Genomic DNA, 17,699 nt, shown 5'->3' with positions numbered 1-17,699 from the left:
TTTCCCTTTCCGGCGGTTCCGACTTTAGCAGATCCTTTCGGGCCTGATCCCCAGTCAGCGGGGCTTGTCTTCCCGGCCGTTGGGCCGTTCCGACGTCTCAAACCTTAGCGGATCCTCTCGGCGATTCCCAATCGGGCCGCCGAGCCCCAATTCGAATTGAATTCGGGCACGCCGAAATCAACCCGGCTGGGAGATCGTGCTGGTGGTTTGTGTGCCGCTCACGCGGCGGGAGGTGCTGTCGCAGAACCGTTACGGCTCGGCGGCAACCCGAAGAACTTTACGGATCGGGCAGAGGGCTGTCAAGAAGCCCTTGTCAAGATCTTTTGTCTCGGCGTCAGGACCCGTGTCAGTCAAGGTCGATGAGGCGTCCGCCGGCGTCCGGCTGGGCGTGCTCCACCCTGCGGAGCAGGCGGGTGAGGACGTCGCCGAGGGTGGTGCGCTCCTGCGGGGAGAGGTCCTGGAGCAGGTCCTCCTCGAAGACCGACGCGGATCGCATCGCCTCCAGCCACTTCTCGCGCCCCTCCACCGTCAGCTCCACGATGACGCGGACGCGGTTGGACTCGTCGCGCTCCCGGGTGACCAGCCCCTCGGCGACCATGCGGTCGATGCGGTGAGTCATGGCGGCCGGGGTGAGGCCGAGGCGCTTGGCCAGGTCGCTGGGGCCCAGGCGATAGGGGGCACCGGAAAGGACGAGGGCCTTGAGGACCTCCCACTCGGCGTTGCTGATGCCGAGAGCGGAGGTCTGGCGGCCGTAGGCGACGTTCATGCGCCGGTTCAGGCGGGACAGCGCCGAGACGATCTGCTCGACCTGGGGGTCGAGGTCCTGGAACTCGCGCTGGTAGGCGGCGATCTGCTCTTCGAGTGTCGGTTCGCCGATGTCGGGGGTGTCACCCATGAGCCGAGTATGGCACGGGCCTGCTTGGCGTTGAAGTCCTTCTATGTGTACTCTTTAGCTTCGAACTTTAGCTTTGAAGTCTTCAGGCCTTTATACGAGGAGAGGTGAACGTGACCAGGGCGATGGGCGCAGCGATGCGCCGGATCCACGTGGGCAATGCACTCAGCGCGTTCGGGCTCGGTTTCACGGTCCCCTACCTGTACGTCTATGTGGCGCAGGTACGGGGACTGGGTTCCTTGACGGCGGGGCTCGTCCTCGCCGTCTTCGCCGTGGCCGCGCTGGTCGTGCTTCCGTTCGCCGGGCGGGCGATCGTCCGGCGCGGCCCGCTTCCGGTGCTGCTCGCCGCCTTGGTCACCGCCGCCCTCGGGGCGCTGAGCCTGGGGCTGGCGGGAAGTGCGGCGACCGTACTGCTGTCGGCGGCCGCGCTCGGGGCCGGGCAGGCCGTGATGCAGCCGGCGCTGGCGACCATGATCGTGGACTGCTCCACCTCGGAGACCCGGTCGCGGGCGTTCGCGATGCAGTTCTTTCTGCAGAACCTCGGGCTCGGGGTCGGCGGACTCATCGGCGGGCACCTCGTCGACACGACGAGCGTCTCCTCCTTCACCCTGCTGTTCGCGATCGAGGCGGCGATGTTCCTGCTGCTCGTCGTGGTGATGTCGACGGTGCGGATGCCGCGTGCGCCGCGGGTGGACGGGGCGCCGGAGGCGCTGTCGGAGAAGGGGAGCTGGAAGCAGCTGCTCCAGAACCGGGCGATGGTGCAGCTGTGCGTGTTGGGCTTCGTCCTGTTCTTCGCCTGCTACGGGCAGTTCGAGTCGGGGCTGAGTGCGTACGGCGTCGAGGCGGCCGGGGTCTCCACGTCGGCGCTGGGGACGGCGATGGCGGCGAACACGGCGATGATCGTGGTGGCGCAGTTCGCCGTGCTGAAGTTCGTGGAGCGGCGGAGGCGGTCCCGGGTGATCGCGGCCGTCGGGTTGATCTGGGCCGTGGCCTGGGTCGCGGCGGGGTACGCCGGGCTCGGGCACGGGAGTCAGGAGATGGCCACGGCTGCCTTCGTCTCCACGTACGCGCTGTTCGGGCTGGGTGAGGCGATGCTGTCGCCGACCGTGGCCCCGCTGGTGGCCGACCTGGCGCCGAGTGGGCTGGCCGGGCAGTACAACTCCGCGTTCGCCCTGGTGAAGCAGTTGGCGCTGGCGGTCGGGCCGGCTGTGGGCGGGCCCATGGGGGCGTCGTTGCACGGGCCGTATGTCGTGACGTTCCTGCTGTTCTCGCTGGGGATCACGTATCTCGCGCTGCGGCTCGGGCGGCAGCTCAGTGCGGTGCAGGACCGGCCGTGGCTGGGCAAGAGCCGGGTCGTGGCGCAGGGAACGGCCTCGCCGGTCGGGGAGTCGCAGGCCCTCGCCTGAGTCTCCCCGCCCCGCGCGCTAGTGGCCCGCTCCCTTCGGGAGGACGAACTCGCACCACACCGCTTTTCCGCCGCCCGGTGTCCGTCGGGAGCCCCAGCCGGAGGCGATCGTGGCGACGATGGCGATGCCCCGGCCCGATTCGTCGGCCGGTTCCGCGCGGCGGCGGCGCGGGAGGTGGTCGTCGCCGTCCGTGACCTCGATGATCAGGCGGCGGTCGGTGCGGCGCAGGCGCAGCCGCATGGGCGGGGTGCCGTGCTGGAGGGAGTTGGCCACCAGTTCGCTGGTGGCCAGGACGCCCAGATCGTGCAGGTCGGGCGGGAAGCGCCAGCTGGTCAGGACTCCGGAGGCGAAGGCACGCGCGCGAGGGGCCGCTTCCACGCCACCCAGCAGTTCCAGGGCCGCGTTGCGGAAGAGGTCTCCGTCGGGTCCGGTGCGGGCGGGGTGCTGGAGGACCAGGACCGCCACGTCGTCGTCGTGATCCGCGGTGACGCCCGCGCTGCGGACCAGTCGGTCGCACACGACCTGGGGCGTGCCGGTCGCGCCGGCCAGGGCGCGTTCGAGTGAGGCGATGCCCTCGTCCAGGTCCTCGTCCCGGCGTTCGACCAGGCCGTCGGTGTAGAGGACCGCCGTGGAGCCGGGGGCCAGGGCGATCGAACCGGACGCGTGCATCCAGCCGCCGGTGCCCAGCGGAGGGCCGGTGGGTTCGTCGGCGCGGTGGACCTCGCCGTGCTCGTCGCGGACCAGGATCGGGAGGTGGCCGGCGGAGGCGTACACCAGCCGGCCCTCGTTCGGGTCGTGGATGGCGTAGACGCAGGTGGCGATCTGGTTGGCGTCGATCTCCGTGGCCAGGCCGTCCAGCAGCTGCAGCACCTCGTGCGGGGGGAGGTCCAGCCGGGCGTAGGCCCTCACCGCCGTACGGAGCTGGCCCATCACCGCGGCCGCCCGGACCCCTCGGCCCATGACGTCGCCGATGACCAGGGCGGTGCGGCCGCCGCCCAGGGTGATCACGTCGTACCAGTCGCCGCCGACCGCGGCCTCGGTGCCGCCGGGGTGGTAGGTGGCGGCGATGCGCAGGTCGTCCGGCTGTTCGAGCTCCTGGGGGAGGAGGGAGCGCTGGAGGGTGACGGCCGTTTCGCGTTGACGGCGCTCGCTGGCGCGCAGGCGTTCGGCGGCTTCCGCGTGGTCGGTGACGTCGGTGGCGAAGACCAGAACACCGCTGCCACCGCCGCCCTCGCCGTCGGTGACGGGCGTGCAGGTGAAGGTGTACGAGCGGCCGTCGGGGGCCTTGCGGGACTTCAGGGTGCGGGGCTTGCCGCTGCGCAGGACCTGGTCGAGGAGGGGGAACAGGCCCAGCTCGGCCAGTTCGGGCAGGGCCTCGCGGGCGGGTTCGCCCGGCGGACGGGCACCGAAGGCGGTCGTATAGGCGTCGTTGACGTACGCGAGGCGGTGGTCGGTGCCGTGGACGAGGGCGACCAGGGCCGGGACGCGGTCGAGGACCTCACGGACCGGCAGTTCGTCCACGGCCGGGATCGGGCCCGTCTCGTCGGTGAGTTGTTCGACGCGGGCCGCGGGGACGGAGCTCGCGCTCTCGCCCCGGCGGTCCTGGGCGGCCGCCGCCGCGGTCTCGGTCCGCGCTGCGGCGCGACGCTGTGTTCCGGGGAGCCGGGCGCTCCAGCGCGTGAAGTTCACGAATCCTTGCCTCGTGTCGTCGTCTTCGGCCGGCTCCGGACCCGGCCGGGGGTCCGAGGGGCGGCGGCACCCCGGGGTTGCGGCACCGTGGGGAGAGCGTCGTGGGTGGAAGGGCGGGCGGGTGCCCGTCCAGGGTCGTCCAAGGGTCGTCCTGGTTCGGGAGCGGTTCGGGATCAGTCTGGCAGTGCGGCCGACCTGGCCGACACCCGTCTGACGCCTGCCCCGTCGGTGGAGTTCCTGGGTCCGGTCAGGACGACCCCTTCGTGTCGTCTCCCGGGTTGAGGTGATGCTTTCCACCGGCCGCGAGTTCGAACTCCGCACGGGGATGTTCGAGCGAACCGAGGGAGACGACCTCCCTCTTGAACAGCCCCGACAGGGTCCATTCCGCCAGGACGCGGGCCTTGCGGTTGAAGGTCGGCACCCTGCTGAGGTGGTAGACGCGGTGCATGAACCAGGCAGGGTAGCCCTTCAGCCTGCGTCCGTAGACCTGGGCGACGCCCTTGTGGAAGCCGAGCGAGGCGACCGAGCCCGCGTACTTGTGGGCGTACGTCTCCAGGGGTTCGCCGCGCAGGGCGTGGACGATGTTGTCGCCGAGGACCTTGGCCTGGCGCAGGGCGTGCTGGGCGTTGGGGGCGCACTCCGTGCCGGGCTCGGCGGCGGTGACGTCGGGGACGGCCGCGGCGTCTCCCGCCGCCCACGCGTGCGTGGCGCCGTCGACCGTCAGCTCCGGGGTGCACCTCAGCCTGCCGCGCGCGTTGAGCGGGAGGTCGGTCGCGGCGAGGATCGGGTGCGGCTTGACGCCGGCCGTCCACACGACCGTACGGGTCGGGAAGCGGGCGCCGTCGTCGAGGACGGCGACGCGGTCCGCGCAGGACTCCAGGCGGGTGTGCAGGCGTACGTCGATGTTGCGGCGGCGCAGCTCGGTGACGGTGTAGCGGCCCATGTCCTCGCCGACCTCGGGCAGGATGCGGTCCGAGGCCTCGACGAGGATCCACTTCATGTCCTCGGGACTGACGTTGTGGTAGTAGCGCGTGGCGTAGCGGGCCATGTCCTCGAGTTCGCCGAGCGCCTCCACGCCCGCGTAGCCGCCACCCACGAAGACGAAGGTGAGGGCCGCGTCGCGGATCGCCGGGTCGCGGGTGGAGGAGGCGATGTCCATCTGCTCGATGACGTGGTTGCGCAGCCCGATGGCCTCCTCGACGGTCTTGAACCCGATGCCGTGCTCAGCGAGGCCGGGGACGGGGAGGGTGCGCGAGACGGAGCCGGGGGCGAGGACGAGTTCGTCGTACGACAGCTTCTCGGTGCCCGTGCCCTCCTCCTCCGTGGCGAGAGTGGTGAGGGTCGCGGTGCGTGCCGTGTGGTCGATGGCGGCGGCCTCGCCGATGATGACCCTGCACCGGGGCAGGACGCGGCGCAGCGGTACGACCACATGGCGCGGGGAGATGGAGCCGGCCGCCGCTTCCGGGAGAAACGGCTGATACGTCATGTACGGGTCGGGGGTGACGACGGTGATCTCGGCCTCGCCCCGTTCGAGTTCCGGTTTGAGCCTCCGCTGCAGACGCAGGGCCGTGTACATCCCGACGTAGCCGCCGCCGACAACGAGAATGCGCGCACGTTCCTTCACCATCCCATGACGCACCCGACGCTTGCGTTTGTCCACAGGCTCGACAATTTGTGTGACCGGACGCCGCCGGAGCCGCGATTTGGCCGAATTGCCGGAGTGCGGGGAAACGCCGCAGGTCAGAGGGTGTGCGCCGGGGGAACACGGGTGGCGCAATCCGGACGTAAACGACCCGTGCTCCGATCGAGGGGCGCTCCGTGCGGAACCTGCCCCTTCTGAATTGACTCCCGCTCAACTATGTTCGTGTGTCGACGGGGTGTAGGGGGATGCGCTCTTCGGGTCCGCGAGTCACGCAGAACGGACTCGTGGTCCGGGCTTGTTCCGCGACGCTCCGGCTTTGCAATGACGGGGAGTGTCTCCGGGGGGAGACGTCATTACCGGGGGATCGCTTATGCATGTTCAGGATTCTCGTTGGACTTCCGCGGCCGCCATCGCACCGGGCGGCGCGGTGGGCGGCACGATGAGCGCGGCCGCGAGCAACGGACGCGGGAGCAGCTCGCGTACGGCGCCGCTGCGCGTGGACGCACAGCGCAATCTGGAGCACGTACTGCGTGCGGCGCGCGAGGTCTTCGGCGAGCTGGGATACGGCGCGCCGATGGAGGACGTGGCCCGGCGCGCGCGGGTCGGTGTCGGCACGGTGTACCGGCGCTTCCCGAGCAAGGACGTCCTGGTGCGGCGGATAGCCGAGGAGGAGACGTCCAGGCTGACCGACCAGGCGCGTGCCGCGCTCGGCCAGGAGGACGAGCCGTGGTCGGCGCTGTCGCGCTTCCTGCGCACGTCGGTGGCCTCGGGCGCGGGCCGGCTGCTGCCGCCGCAGGTGCTGCGGGTCGGGGTCGCCGAGGACGGCACCGGGCTCGACGAGGCGCGGGTGCCGCAGCAGCGGATGCAGCCGGGCGCCGGTGAGCTGCGGCTGGTGCCCGAGCACCCGCAGGCGGCCGACCCGGTGGACGACGCGGGGGCGGCGGCGCTGCTCGACGTCGTGGGCCAGCTCGTGGAGCGGGCGCGCGCGGCGGGTGAGCTGCGGGCCGACGTCTCGGTGTCGGACGTGCTGCTGGTGATCGCGACGGCGGCGCCCTCGCTGCCGGACGCGGCGCAGCAGGCGGCGGCCTCGGCGCGACTGCTGGACATCCTGCTGGAGGGGTTGCGGTCGCGGCCCCAGGCCTGATCCGGCAGTCCTCGCCTCACCCGTCCTCGCGAAACTTGTCCGGCATGCCGGACCCGGTGCTGAACTCCCGCCCGAAGAGGGCCGTTTGAGCCTTCCCCGTGCGGGCGGGGGCCAGTACCGGGTCGCGGGAAGTCCCCACGGACGAGTGGATGTCCGTACGAGCGGGTCCTGGCCAAAAGCCAATGTGGCACCCTGACCCGGTGTCCATGACTGGTGGAGCCGGCGGCGGGGGCTTTCCGCGATGAGCGTTGACGGGTGGGACGAGTCACGCGGTGACGGCGACTCGCCGACTCCGCAGGTGCCGAGTCAGGGCGGGCGCGCCGACCTGCCATCGGGCGGCGTCCCGGCACAGCGCGACCGGCGCGAGGACGGCGTGCTGCCGCCCCCGCGCGAACTCCCGCCCTCGGACGTCGACCTGATCGGCCGGATGCGCTCCGGCGACGACGGCGCCTACGAGGAGCTGTACCGGCGTCACGCCGAGGCGGTCCGCCGGTACGCGCGCACCTGTTGCCGTGACATCCACACCGCGGACGACCTCACCGCCGAGGTCTTCGCCCGCATGCTCCAGGCGGTACGCGGCGGTTCCGGCCCCGAGCACGCCGTGCGCGCCTATCTGCTCACCTCCGTCCGCCGGGCCGCCGCCGACTGGACGAGGTCTGCCCGGCGCGAGCAACTGGTCGACGACTTCGCGCTGTTCGCCGCGCAGTCCGCGCGGGTGGCCGAGGTGTCCGACGACGACACCCTCGACCTCGGCGCCGACGTACGGGCGATGCACGAGGCCGAGCAGTCCATGGCCATGCGGGCCTTCCGGTCGCTGCCCGAGCGCTGGCAGGCCGTGCTGTGGCACACCGAGGTCGAGGACGAGTCGCCCAGCGAGGTCGCCACGCTCTTCGGGCTCGACGCCAACGGCACGCGCGTGCTGGCCAGCCGCGCCCGTGAGGGCCTCAAGCAGGCCTACCTCCAAGCCCATGTCAGCGCCAGCCTGGCCGGCGACGAGGAGTGCGCCCGCTACGCCGACCGGCTCGGCGCCTACGCCCGCGGCAGCCTGCGCACCCGCGCCGAACGGGGCCTGCGCAAGCACCTGGAGGAGTGCGCCAAGTGCCGGCTCGCCGCCGGCCAGATCAAGGAAGTCGCCGGCGGTATCCCCGCCGTCGTGCCGGTCGCGGTCATCGGCTGGTTCGGCGCCGCCGGGTACGCCAAGGCGGCCGGGCTCATCGCCGGAAGCGCCGGGGCCGCGGGCGCGGCCGGTGCGGCCGGAGCGGCCGCCGCGGCGAGCGGCGGTTCGTCGAGCGGGGCCGGGGCCGCGAGTGGCGGTTCGTCCGGCGGGGCGGGCGCCGGGAGCGGTGCCGCGGCCTCCGAGGGGCTGGGCGCGCCGCTGAAGGCGGGTGTCGCGGCCGGTGTGGTCGCCGTGGGCGTCGCGGCGGCGATCGTGCTCGCGCTGGCCGGCAACGACAAGCCGGCCGAGCACACCGACGCCAAGCAGCCCCCCGTCCCCTCCCCCATCGTCGAGGAGACGCCGACCCCCGAGCCGCCGAAGCGGGAGCCGACCCCGCGGCCACCGGCGATCGCCCCGGCCGTGGAGCCCGAGCGGACCCCGACACCGACGCCTTCACCCACCCCCACGCGCACGCCCGCCCCGACGCCTACGTCTTCCCCGAAGCCGACGCCGACCCCCACGCCCACCCCGACACCGACGCCGCCCCCCACACCCACGCCGACACCGACACCGCCGCCCGCCCCGGCCGACTACCAGTGGAGCGACCTGTCGTACGACCTCACCGGCGACGGCACCGAGCCCGAGATGCGGCTCGGCGAGAGCAGCTGGGTGTGGCAGCGCTACGACGTGTCGATCGCCGGGCAGCGGTACGCGCACGGCGTCACCGTGCACGGCCGGTCCTCCGTCACCATCGACCTCAACCGCGAGTGCTCCGCCTACCGGGCGCTCGTCGGCGTCGACGACTCGACCCTGGGGCTCGGCCGGTTCTCCTTCTCGGTCTACGCCGACGGCGTCCGGCTGTGGCGGTCCGCCGTCGTCGAGGCCGGGGACTCGGCGGTGCCCGTGAATGTGGACCTCACCGGGCGCGAGACCGTCCGGCTGGTGGTCGAGCCGCACGGCACCCTGAACAACCTGATGCTGGCGGACTGGGCGGAGTCGAAGTTCAGCTGCCGCTAGGCGAGCTCGGGTTACCGCGTGCGTTCAGCGCGATGCTGGAGGGCGCCGACGGCTTCCGCGAGGTCATTCAGGACCTCGTCATGGGTGAGGGCGGCGCCTCGAGCGTGCTCGGCCGTGAAGCGCTCGGTGCCCAGGGCGATACGGGCGTCGGCCTCGGCCCGATCGGCCTGTGCGCGCTCCGGCAGCCGGCGCGGACGGCCGCGGCGCCAGTGCTCCGAGGCGGCGAGCAGACGGACCGCGCGGGCGGGGTCGCCGAGCCGGGTCAGCAGATCCGCCGCCACGTCGGCGAGGGTCGCCGTGACGACGTCGGCGGTCCGGTTCTCCACGGCCAGGCGCAGGGTGTCGGCGAGCAGGGGAAGTCCGCGCTCCGGGCCCGCTTCGGCCGTCACGACCATGGACTCGACGGTGTTCAGCATCACGATGAACTGGGGCGGCGGTGTGGCGCGCTCGGTCTCCGCGCATGCCGCCTCCCAGAGCTCACGCGCGCGTGCGGTGTCCTTGTCGTCCAGCGCCAGTTGGGCCCTCATCAGCAGGACGAACGCCCGGGAGTCCGCCACGCCGTACCGGTCTGCCGCGGCGCCCGCCTCGTCCAGCGCGGCCAGGGCGCCTTCGCGGTCGCCCGAACGGTAGGCGATCTCGGCGAGCCGGGCGATGAGGAAGGGCGTCTCGGTGTACGCGCCCACCTCGTGGGCGAGGCGCAGCGCCTCCTCGTACTCGCCCTTGGCCTCCTCGAACCGGCCGCGCGACATGGCCGTCTCACCGGCCGCGCTGCTCACCTGTGCCCGCATCCAGCGGTCGCCGACCCGGCGGCTGAGGGTGCGCAGCTCGTCGAGGTCGTCGTCGACGCTCACCGGGCCCGGCGAGTCGACGATCATGTGGGTGCGGAACATCAGGATGCAGCCGACCTCCCAGTCACCCCCGTGCGCACGGCAGTTGGCCAGCGCGGCGTCCATGACCGGGCCGGTGTTGGCCGCGTCCTGGAGGATGTAGTGGGTCAACGGCCAGACCAGGCCGGGGAGACGGGCCGCTTCCGGGCCGCCGCGCGCGAAGTGGGCCCGCACGCCGTCGATGTACCTCCTCAGCCGCTCGTCCTGCCAGTGCTCCACCGTCTCGAACTCGATGGAGAGGAACAGGTGCAGCACGCGCAGGTTCATCCGCGCCGCGTGCCGTGGGTGGGCCGGTCCGTCCTGGGCGGTGAGGAAGGCGTCCACCGGGTCCGTGTCCACCGGGCCCGCGGGGGTGAGGGGTGCTGGAGCGGACAGCTGCGGAGCCGGAGCCGCGTCCGCGTCCAGGGCGGCGCACAGGCGCAGGATCCTGTCGACCCACGCCGCGCCCTCGACGCGGTAGTTGCGCAGCCACCAGAACCAGCACATGGCCAGGGCGATGGCCGTGGCGTCCGGTTCTTCGCGGGCCGTCAGGGCTCGGTCGAGGGCCGCGCGGATGTTGTCCAGCTCGGTCTCCAGGCGGGCGATCCAGGGGAGCTGGCCGGCGGAACGCAGCAGCGGGTCGGCCTCCTCGACGAGCGCGCGCACCCACGCGCGGTGCCGGCGCTCGGCCGCGAGCCGCAGCTCGGGGAGTTCGGCGGCGCGCTCCACGGCGTACTCGTGGATGGTCTCCAGCATGCGGTACCGCATGCCGTCGGAGCCTTCCCGGTCGTACGGCGTGGCCACGATCAGGGACTTGTCGACGAGTGCGCCCAGCAGGTCCGCGACCGGTCCGGTGCACACGGCCTCGGCCGCCGCGAGGTCCCAGCCGCCCGCGAAGACCGACGCCTCGCGCAGGACCGTCCGCTCCGGCTCGTCGAGCAGGTCCCAGGACCAGTCGACGACGGCGCGCAGGGTCTGCTGGCGGGGCAGGACCGTACGGCTTCCCGAGGTGAGGAGGCGGAAGCGGTCGTCCAGGCGGTCGGCGATCTGACGGGGGGTGAGCAGCCGGAGCCGGGCCGCCGCCAGCTCGATGGCCAGGGGCAGTCCGTCGAGGCGGCGGCAGATCTCCACGACCGCCTCCTGGTCGCGGCCGTCGCGCAGCGCGGCGGCGGCGTCCGGGCTGACGGCCGCCGCGCGGTCCACGAAGAGGCGGTGCGCCTGGTCGGGGAGCAGGGGCTCGACCGGGCGCACCGACTCGCCGGGGACGCCCAGGGGTTCACGGCTGGTGGCGAGGATCGTGAGGCCCGGGCAGTGGGTGAGGAGGGTCTCGGCGAGGGTGGCGGCGGCGCCGATGACATGTTCGCAGTTGTCAAGGATCAGGAGCTTGCTGCGCGGGGCGCAGTACTCGATCAGCAGGGCGAGCGGGTCGTCCTGCGGGGCCGCCAGGTCGTTGGTCAGGAGCACGGTCTCGCGGAGACCGAGCACGCTGACCACCGCGTCCGGCACCGCCTCCGGCCGGTCGAGCGGGGCGAGCTCGACGAGCCATGCCTGGGGGAGGCCGGCGGCGGCTTCCTCGGCGAGGCGGGTCTTTCCAGAGCCGCCCGGTCCGGTGAGTGTGACCAGTCGGGCCCTGTGCAATTCGGAACGGATGGCGTCGAGTTCGAGTTCCCGGCCCACGAACGAAGTAAGGCGGGGACGGAGGTTGCCGTTCCGTTCGGGGGGGTGCGGGGTGTGGGGCTGTCGGTGGGGGTGGGGGTGGTGGGGCCGGGGTGTGGTCGGCGGGGTCAGGAGTTCGGCGTGCAGGGTGCGTAGTTCCGGGCCGGGGTCTGCGCCGAGGCCGTCCGCGAGGGCTTGGCGGGCGGTCTCGTACGCGGCGAGGGCGTCTGCGGGGCGGGACGTGTCGCGCAGGGCGCGGATGAGGAGGGCGTGCAGCGGTTCGTCGTACGGGTGTGCGGTGGTCAGTTCCCGCAGTTCGGGCACGGCGCTGTGGGCGTGGCCGAGTCGTAGGTCCGCCTCGATGCGGGATCGGGTCGCCTCCAGGCGCAGGGCCTCCGGGCGGGTGGCGGCGGCCGTGCGGTCGGGGAGGTCGGCCAGGGCCGGGCCGTGCCACAGGGCGAGGGCGGTGGTGAGGGTGCGGGCCGCAGTGGCCGGGTCGTCGTGGTGGAGGGCGGTGGTGCCCTCGTGTACGAGGCGTTCGAAGACGAAGAGGTCTACGTCGTCCTTTGTCGCCGCGAGCGCGTAGCCGCCGGGGGCGGAGGTGATCGTGTCCTTGCCGAGGGTGCGGCGGAGGCGGGCTATCAGGGCCTGGAGGGCGGCGGGGGCGTCCTGGGGTGGGGCGTCGGTCCAGATCTTGTCGATGAGGGTGTCTGGGGTGGTGAGGTGGCCGGGGCGTAGGGCCAGGGCTGTGAGGAGGGCGCGGAGGCGGGGGCCGCCGAGGGGGATGACGGTGCCCTGGTCGTCCTGTGCCTGGGTGACGCCCAGGATTCTGTACCGCACCGGGTCATTGTCGCGGGGGTGGGTGGTGGGGGCACGGGTTTTGTCGGCGTTGCGGGTGCCGGGGGTTGTGTTCGGTGGCTTGGGGTTGTCGTTCTCGTGCGGTGATCGTTCTCGTGCGGTGATCGTTCGGGTGCGGGCCGGGAGGGTTCTCGCCCCCGCCGCCCCTACCCGTCCCATCCTGAAGGGGCTCCGCCCCTTCCACCCCGCCGAGGGGCTCCGCCCCCTGGACCCCCGTCGGCCCTGAAGGGGCCTCGTCCTCAAACGCCGGACGGGCTGAGGGGTGGGTGCGGCAGCGCCCACCTGCGGGTGGGTGGGGGCTGGGGGGGGCCCCCGCCCAAAACCCCGGGCGGGGGGGGGGGGGGGGGGGGCCCCCCCCCCCGGGGGGGGGGGGGGGGGGGGGGGATGGCGTGGCCTCGTCCTCAAACGCCGGACGGGCTGAAGAGGCGGGACGGCGTTGAGAAATGCCGTCCGCAAGGGTTGCCACCACCTGCGGGTGGCTGGGGGCCAGGGACCCTCACGGCTGCCGAACCCCCGCCCCCAACGCCCCCCTCTGCGGCCGGATCCCCGCCGGTACCGCTCGCTGGCGGGCCGGGGTGCCTGTCCAGCAGGTGCCTCGGCGGGACAGGAGGCGGACCAGCCAGAGTTCCAGGGAGACCAGGTCGGCCAGGCCGTCCAGGGGGAGGGGTTCGCCCTCGGAGGCCGCGCGCAGGGCCTTGCGGACCACTCGGGCCTCCACCAGGCCCGCCTGGGCCAGGAGAGGGGTGCCGAAGAGGGACATGAGGGAGTCCGTGGCGACCCGGAGGCCCGTGCGGGCCGCCACCGCCGCCGGTGCGTGGGACGGGGCGCCCCAGCCGGGCGGGAGGTCGGCCACCCCGGCGCCCTCCAGGACCGTACGGAGGATCGCGGCGCGGGCGCCGGGCTGGACGCGCAGGGCTTCGGGGAGGGCGCGGCAGGCGCGGACGACCTGGTTGTCGAGGAAGGGGGTGTGCAGGCGCTGGGAGCGGATCTCGGCGGCCTGCTCCAGGATCCGGATGTCGGCGGCGTACCGGGCGAGGGCCGCACGCGCGCGGTGGTCGCCGGGGCGCTGGCCGGGGCCGACGCCGTTACGGGTCGTCGCCGTCTGCAGGCGAACCGATACTTCAGCCAGCGCCTCGCCGGTCAGCCAGCGCGCCGCCGGGCCCGGTCTGGCCCAGGTGAGCGCCGCGAGAGAGGCCCCTACGGCTCCTCCGGGTTCGTCGAAGCGGCGGTCCATCAGCCGGGCGGCCAGGGTCTCCACGCCCGCGCGGTACGGCGTGCGGGCCAGCTTGCGTGCCGCGCCGTACACGCGCGCGGGGACCAGCACCGAGCCGTCGGCCTTGGCCAGGGCCGCGACCGGGCGGACCAGGTGGCGGCGTTTGCGGTCCATCAGGAGGTCCGCGAGGCGGGCCGGGTGCGCGTCCAGGACCTGGCGGGCGCCGTAGCCGGTGAAGTGGTCCGCGCTGCCGGAGGCCAGGCGGGCGCGGTGCCTCGCGGCCATGACCAGGCTCGCGCCGGGCTCGTCCGTCAGCGGGCCGTCGAGTTCGGCGTACGGCAGTGTCTCCTCGCCGCCGGCCACCACCACGTGATGCAGCCGCGGGTTGGCCGCCAGGGCGCCCGCCCGCTCCAGCTCGGCCTCGCGGCCGCCGACCGCCAGGTCGTTGAAGGTCACCGCGAGCAGCCGCTCCCCCGCGCCCGTGCCGTGGCCCAGTACCGTGCCCGGCATGCCGGGAAGGCCGGCGGCGAGGAGCGCCAGGGTGGCCGACGCGGGGCCCCCGGAGAGGTCTGCGCCGATGCCCGGAACCGGCATCCCGCGCGCGGCACGCCGCTCGGCCGGGCCCATCCCCGGCACCGGACCGGGGTCGATGTCGGGAACGTGGCGGGGCGCGGACAGGCGCGCGCGTACCGCTTCGACCAGGGCGTCACGTACGGCGTCCACCGCGCTGTCCGGGTCGGCCGAGGGCGCCGCGACGGCGAGGGAGGCGACCGGCTCGTACCCGGCGATCTCGCGCGCCCCGGCACGCAGGATGAGCGCATGCCCCGGCGGAATGCGCCGTACGCCGTCGTACGGGGTGGAGTCGTGCAGGGCCGCCGGCACGTCGGGGGCGGCGAGCAGCGCGGCGAGGTGGCCGAAGTCGAGGTTGGCCTCGATGAGGTCGGCGAGCGGCAGCGCGGCGGTCGCGTACGCCGTGCCGCCCGCCCACGGGGTGTAGAACACCGGCCGCGCGCCCGCCAGATCGCCGCAGACGGTGATCCTGCGGCCGACCTGGACGACGGCGGTGTAGCTGCCGGACCAGGCCGTCAGATGCCGAAGTGCCCCTCCGCGCGCGGCGAACAGACCGAGGCGCAGTTGTTCGTCGCTGGCCCCGCAGGTGCCGAGGACCGCGATCCGGTTCTGCGCGTCGGCCTTCACCACGCGCACCTCGTCGGGGCGCCAGTCGCCGACGGCCCACAGCGGATCGGGGTCGCCCCACAGGAGTTGTGAGCCCACCGGATGCACGGTCTCGCCGTCGCTTCCGGTCGCCCCCGCGGAGCCGATCCCTGCGGCCACCGCGGTGGTGCTGCTCCATCCCACCAACCACCGCATGGACGCCTCCACAGGCTGTGGACAACCAGTGCACCGTACGAACCGGTTCACCATGCTGCCATGAAGGAGGCGTGCCGGAGCGGCGACGGAGCCGCTCGGGATCAGGTGAGGGGGCGGGCAGGGCGGCGGGATCCCCGTGCGCGCAGCAAGGGTTCGGCCAGCACCTGAGGCGCGAATGCGCCCCCGATACGCTCCCCAAAAACGCCCTTCGCGCCCTCAAGTCCCATGGTGAGAGCGGCAATCACCCGCGAGGGGCGGGGTCGGTTTTCGGCCAAATCGGCGTCGTAGGGACAGGCTCACGCACGCTCCGTACAAGCCCTCCGCACTACTCGCCGTGCTCGCCGCGTGCGCAGTCCGGGGAACGGAGTGCGCCCCCCGGACCGTTCCGCCGCCCGCGGGGATGTAGGCGGCGGAATCCCCCAGCCCACTGGATCCAGTACAGCGGGCCGACCCACGCAGAAGCCATGGAACCGCTCCCCCGGTGGCTGGAGAAGAGCGCACGGACGGGCGCACAGCCACACAGCGGGAGCACGACACAACTGTGCGTAGGGGGTGCGCACTTGAGTACGGACCACAATCCCGCCATCCGGAAGAATGCCCCTTAACGCTTGGGATGCGGCGAACTACGCTGGGTTTACGAATGCCGCGTGGTTATGCCAGCGCGGCAGCCGTCTGTGTCGAGGGGTGGCGCATGTCCAGGGAGCAACGCGGGCCGAACGAAAAGCTCGGCGCCGTTCTCGCCCTCGCGGGAATCAGCAACGCAGGACTCGCTCGACGCGTCAACGACCTTGGCGCTCAGCGGGGCCTGACTCTTCGCTACGACAAGACGTCGGTGGCGCGCTGGGTGTCGAAGGGCATGGTGCCGCAGGGCGCCGCGCCGCACCTCATCGCCGCCGCGATCAGCCAGAAGCTGGGCCGCCCGGTGCCGCTCCACGAGATCGGCCTGGCGGACGCGGACCCCGCACCCGAAGTGGGCCTCGCCTTCCCCCGGGACGTCGGACAGGCGGTGAAGTCGGCGACGGAGCTGTACCGTCTCGACCTCGCCGGCCGGCGTACCGGCACCGGTGGCATCTGGCAGTCGCTGGCCGGTTCGTTCGCGGTGAGCGCATACGCAACGCCCGCCTCACGGTGGCTGATAACCCCGGCCGACAGTTCGGTCGCGCGCGAGGTGAGCCCGTCCGAAGGCTCCGGCGCACCGCTCAAAGTCGGCCACAGCGATGTGCAGAAGCTGCGGGAGGCCGCCGACGACGCCAGGCGCTGGGACTCCAAGTACGGAGGCGGCGACTGGCGTTCGTCCATGGTGCCCGAGTGCCTGCGAGTGGAGGCGGCGCCACTGCTGCTCGGCTCGTACTCCGACGAGGTCGGCCGCGCCCTGTTCGGGGCGAGCGCCGAACTCACCCGGCTCGCCGGGTGGATGGCCTTCGACACCGGGCAGCAGGAGGCCGCGCAGCGGTACTACATCCAGGCGCTCCGGCTCGCCCGCGCGGCGGCCGACGTACCCCTGGGCGGGTACGTGCTGGCGTCGATGTCCCTCCAGGCGACCTACCGGGGCTTCGGCGACGAGGGCGTCGACCTCGCCCAGGCCGCGCTGGAGCGCAACCGCGGCCTGGCCACGGCCCGCACCATGAGCTTCTTCCGCCTGGTCGAGGCACGCGCGCACGCACGCGCGGGTGACGCGCAGGCGGCCGGTGCGGCGCTGAAGGCGGCGGAGGGCTGGCTGGAGCGGTCCCGGGAGGGCGACAACGACCCGTCCTGGCTCGGCTTCTACTCCTACGACCGCTTCGCCGCGGACGCCGCCGAGTGCTACCGGGACCTCAAGGCACCGCGTCAGGTACGGCGGTTCACCGAACAGGCGCTGTCGAAGCCGACGGAGGAGTTCGTGCGCTCGCACGGGCTGCGGCTCGTCGTCTCGGCGGTCGCCGAGCTGGAGTCGGGCAACCTCGACGCGGCATGCGAGCAGGGCGTACGGGCGGTGGAGGTCGCGGGGCGGATATCGTCCGCGCGCACCACCGAGTACGTGAAGGACCTGCTGCACCGCCTGGAGCCGTACGGCGACGAGCCGCGGGTCGTCGAACTGCGGGAGCGGGCACGGCCGCTGCTCATGGCGCCGGCCTGAGCGCGCCCGCACGCGCGCGTGGAGTGCTCGGCGGCTCGGCGTCCCCGAGCCGCCGTCGCCCCCGTCCTGCCCGGAGCGGGTGGTTACGACGCTTGCCGCGCCCGCTGAGGTCGCCGTTTCCCACGGACCTCATGGCGCTCCGCAGCGCCTGCACCCTGGGCCCGACCTGTTTGCCCCGGGCCCTCGGCCGCCCCGCCGCCCCGGCCTTCTTCCACAGCGCCAGGACCAGGTCGGCGTCCTCGCCGTCGGTCGCGGCGCGGGAGCCGTGCCGGGAGACGTTCTCGGTGAACACCGGCGTGAAGCCGGCCGGGGGCCGCTGGTGGGAGCGGGGGTTCTGGCCGGGGGCGTACGTCGCCTTGGTGCCGTAGCTGTAGCGGCCGCCGGTACTGGCGCCGGCAGGGGCCGCGGCCAGAAGGGCGGCGAGGCCGAGGGCCGGCGCCGGGGTGACACGTCTCGGGGGGTGCCGTTCCTGTTCGGTGCCGCTGGGTCGCACCGATGCGGCAGACCGGGATGATCGGCCGCATCGTCGGAGCGGCGCGTGAACTCCCCGTGGCCGCGTCACGGCGGACGCGGCCGGATCTCCCGCCCTTGCCCAAGGTTCCCCCTCGGAATCGCCGGTCCGCGGGGGCACGGCCGGCGCACGTCCGCCGGGACTCGGGGATCCGGGGGTTTG

10 protein-coding genes are annotated in these 17,699 nt (G+C 73.2%); 4 read left to right on the top strand and 6 right to left on the bottom strand.

Annotated elements, in window-relative coordinates:
• Positions 1–346 precede the first annotated feature (346 nt).
• On the bottom strand, positions 347–895 hold the full coding sequence (locus ACIRD7_RS31315; RefSeq protein ID WP_403458847.1) for a MarR family winged helix-turn-helix transcriptional regulator: 549 nt from the start codon (positions 893–895) through the stop codon (positions 347–349).
• Between the two features lie 134 nt (positions 896–1,029).
• On the opposite strand from ACIRD7_RS31315, the gene ACIRD7_RS31310 reads away from it, so the two are divergent.
• Positions 1,030–2,298, top strand: a complete 1,269-nt coding sequence (locus ACIRD7_RS31310) for an MFS transporter (RefSeq protein WP_403458887.1) — start codon at positions 1,030–1,032, stop codon at positions 2,296–2,298.
• Positions 2,299–2,316: 18 nt separating this feature from the next.
• On the opposite strand, the gene ACIRD7_RS31305 is transcribed toward ACIRD7_RS31310, so the two are convergent.
• Both ACIRD7_RS31305 and ACIRD7_RS31300 read right to left on the bottom strand, forming a co-directional pair.
• Complete coding sequence (locus ACIRD7_RS31305; RefSeq protein ID WP_403458846.1) at positions 2,317–3,987, bottom strand: SpoIIE family protein phosphatase; 1,671 nt, start codon at positions 3,985–3,987, stop codon at positions 2,317–2,319.
• Between the two features lie 247 nt (positions 3,988–4,234).
• Positions 4,235–5,614 (bottom strand): NAD(P)/FAD-dependent oxidoreductase, encoded by a 1,380-nt coding sequence (locus ACIRD7_RS31300; RefSeq protein ID WP_403458844.1) that lies wholly within the window; start codon positions 5,612–5,614, stop codon positions 4,235–4,237.
• A gap of 385 nt (positions 5,615–5,999) precedes the next feature.
• Here ACIRD7_RS31300 and ACIRD7_RS31295 point away from each other — a divergent pair, with 385 nt between their 5' ends.
• Both ACIRD7_RS31295 and ACIRD7_RS31290 read left to right on the top strand, forming a co-directional pair.
• Positions 6,000–6,773: a TetR/AcrR family transcriptional regulator gene (locus ACIRD7_RS31295; protein ID WP_403458843.1), complete on the top strand. Its 774-nt coding sequence runs from the start codon at positions 6,000–6,002 to the stop codon at positions 6,771–6,773.
• Between the two features lie 241 nt (positions 6,774–7,014).
• On the top strand, positions 7,015–8,946 hold the full coding sequence (locus ACIRD7_RS31290) for a sigma-70 family RNA polymerase sigma factor (RefSeq protein WP_403458842.1): 1,932 nt from the start codon (positions 7,015–7,017) through the stop codon (positions 8,944–8,946).
• Positions 8,947–8,957: 11 nt separating this feature from the next.
• Here ACIRD7_RS31290 and ACIRD7_RS31285 read toward each other — a convergent pair whose 3' ends face one another.
• Together ACIRD7_RS31285 and ACIRD7_RS31280 are read right to left on the bottom strand one after the other, a co-directional pair.
• On the bottom strand, positions 8,958–12,308 hold the full coding sequence (locus ACIRD7_RS31285) for an AfsR/SARP family transcriptional regulator (protein ID WP_403458840.1): 3,351 nt from the start codon (positions 12,306–12,308) through the stop codon (positions 8,958–8,960).
• 514 nt (positions 12,309–12,822) lie between these two features.
• On the bottom strand, positions 12,823–14,910 hold the full coding sequence (locus ACIRD7_RS31280; RefSeq protein ID WP_403458839.1) for an asparagine synthase-related protein: 2,088 nt from the start codon (positions 14,908–14,910) through the stop codon (positions 12,823–12,825).
• Between the two features lie 691 nt (positions 14,911–15,601).
• Between ACIRD7_RS31280 and ACIRD7_RS31275 the strand changes: the two genes are divergently transcribed.
• Entirely contained in the window at positions 15,602–17,026 is a 1,425-nt protein-coding gene (locus tag ACIRD7_RS31275; RefSeq protein ID WP_403458838.1) for an MFS transporter, read from the top strand.
• Here the strand turns inward: ACIRD7_RS31275 and ACIRD7_RS31270 are convergent.
• A complete protein-coding gene (locus ACIRD7_RS31270) occupies positions 17,010–17,519 on the bottom strand; it encodes a hypothetical protein (protein ID WP_403458837.1) in 510 nt (169 codons plus the stop codon). The genes ACIRD7_RS31275 and ACIRD7_RS31270 overlap by 17 nt on opposite strands.
• Positions 17,520–17,699 lie beyond the last annotated feature (180 nt).

Source organism: Streptomyces sp. NPDC093568 (genome assembly GCF_044764945.1).
Classification (GTDB): Bacteria; Actinomycetota; Actinomycetes; order Streptomycetales; family Streptomycetaceae; genus Streptomyces.
Note: the sequence above shows the minus strand (reverse complement) of the source record. Positions and strands in the feature narration are given on the sequence as shown.

Bases quoted from the DNA above. Each gene is read 5' to 3' on its own strand.
- ACIRD7_RS31315 (WP_403458847.1), bottom strand. From the start codon at position 895: ATGGGTGACACCCCCGACATCGGCGAACCGACACTCGAAGAGCAGATC.
- ACIRD7_RS31310 (WP_403458887.1), top strand. From the start codon at position 1,030: ATGCGCCGGATCCACGTGGGCAATGCACTCAGCGCGTTCGGGCTCGGT.
- ACIRD7_RS31300 (WP_403458844.1), bottom strand. From the start codon at position 5,614: ATGGTGAAGGAACGTGCGCGCATTCTCGTTGTCGGCGGCGGCTACGTC.
- ACIRD7_RS31295 (WP_403458843.1), top strand. From the start codon at position 6,000: ATGCATGTTCAGGATTCTCGTTGGACTTCCGCGGCCGCCATCGCACCG.
- ACIRD7_RS31290 (WP_403458842.1), top strand. From the start codon at position 7,015: ATGAGCGTTGACGGGTGGGACGAGTCACGCGGTGACGGCGACTCGCCG.
- ACIRD7_RS31280 (WP_403458839.1), bottom strand. From the start codon at position 14,910: ATGCGGTGGTTGGTGGGATGGAGCAGCACCACCGCGGTGGCCGCAGGG.
- ACIRD7_RS31275 (WP_403458838.1), top strand. From the start codon at position 15,602: ATGTCCAGGGAGCAACGCGGGCCGAACGAAAAGCTCGGCGCCGTTCTC.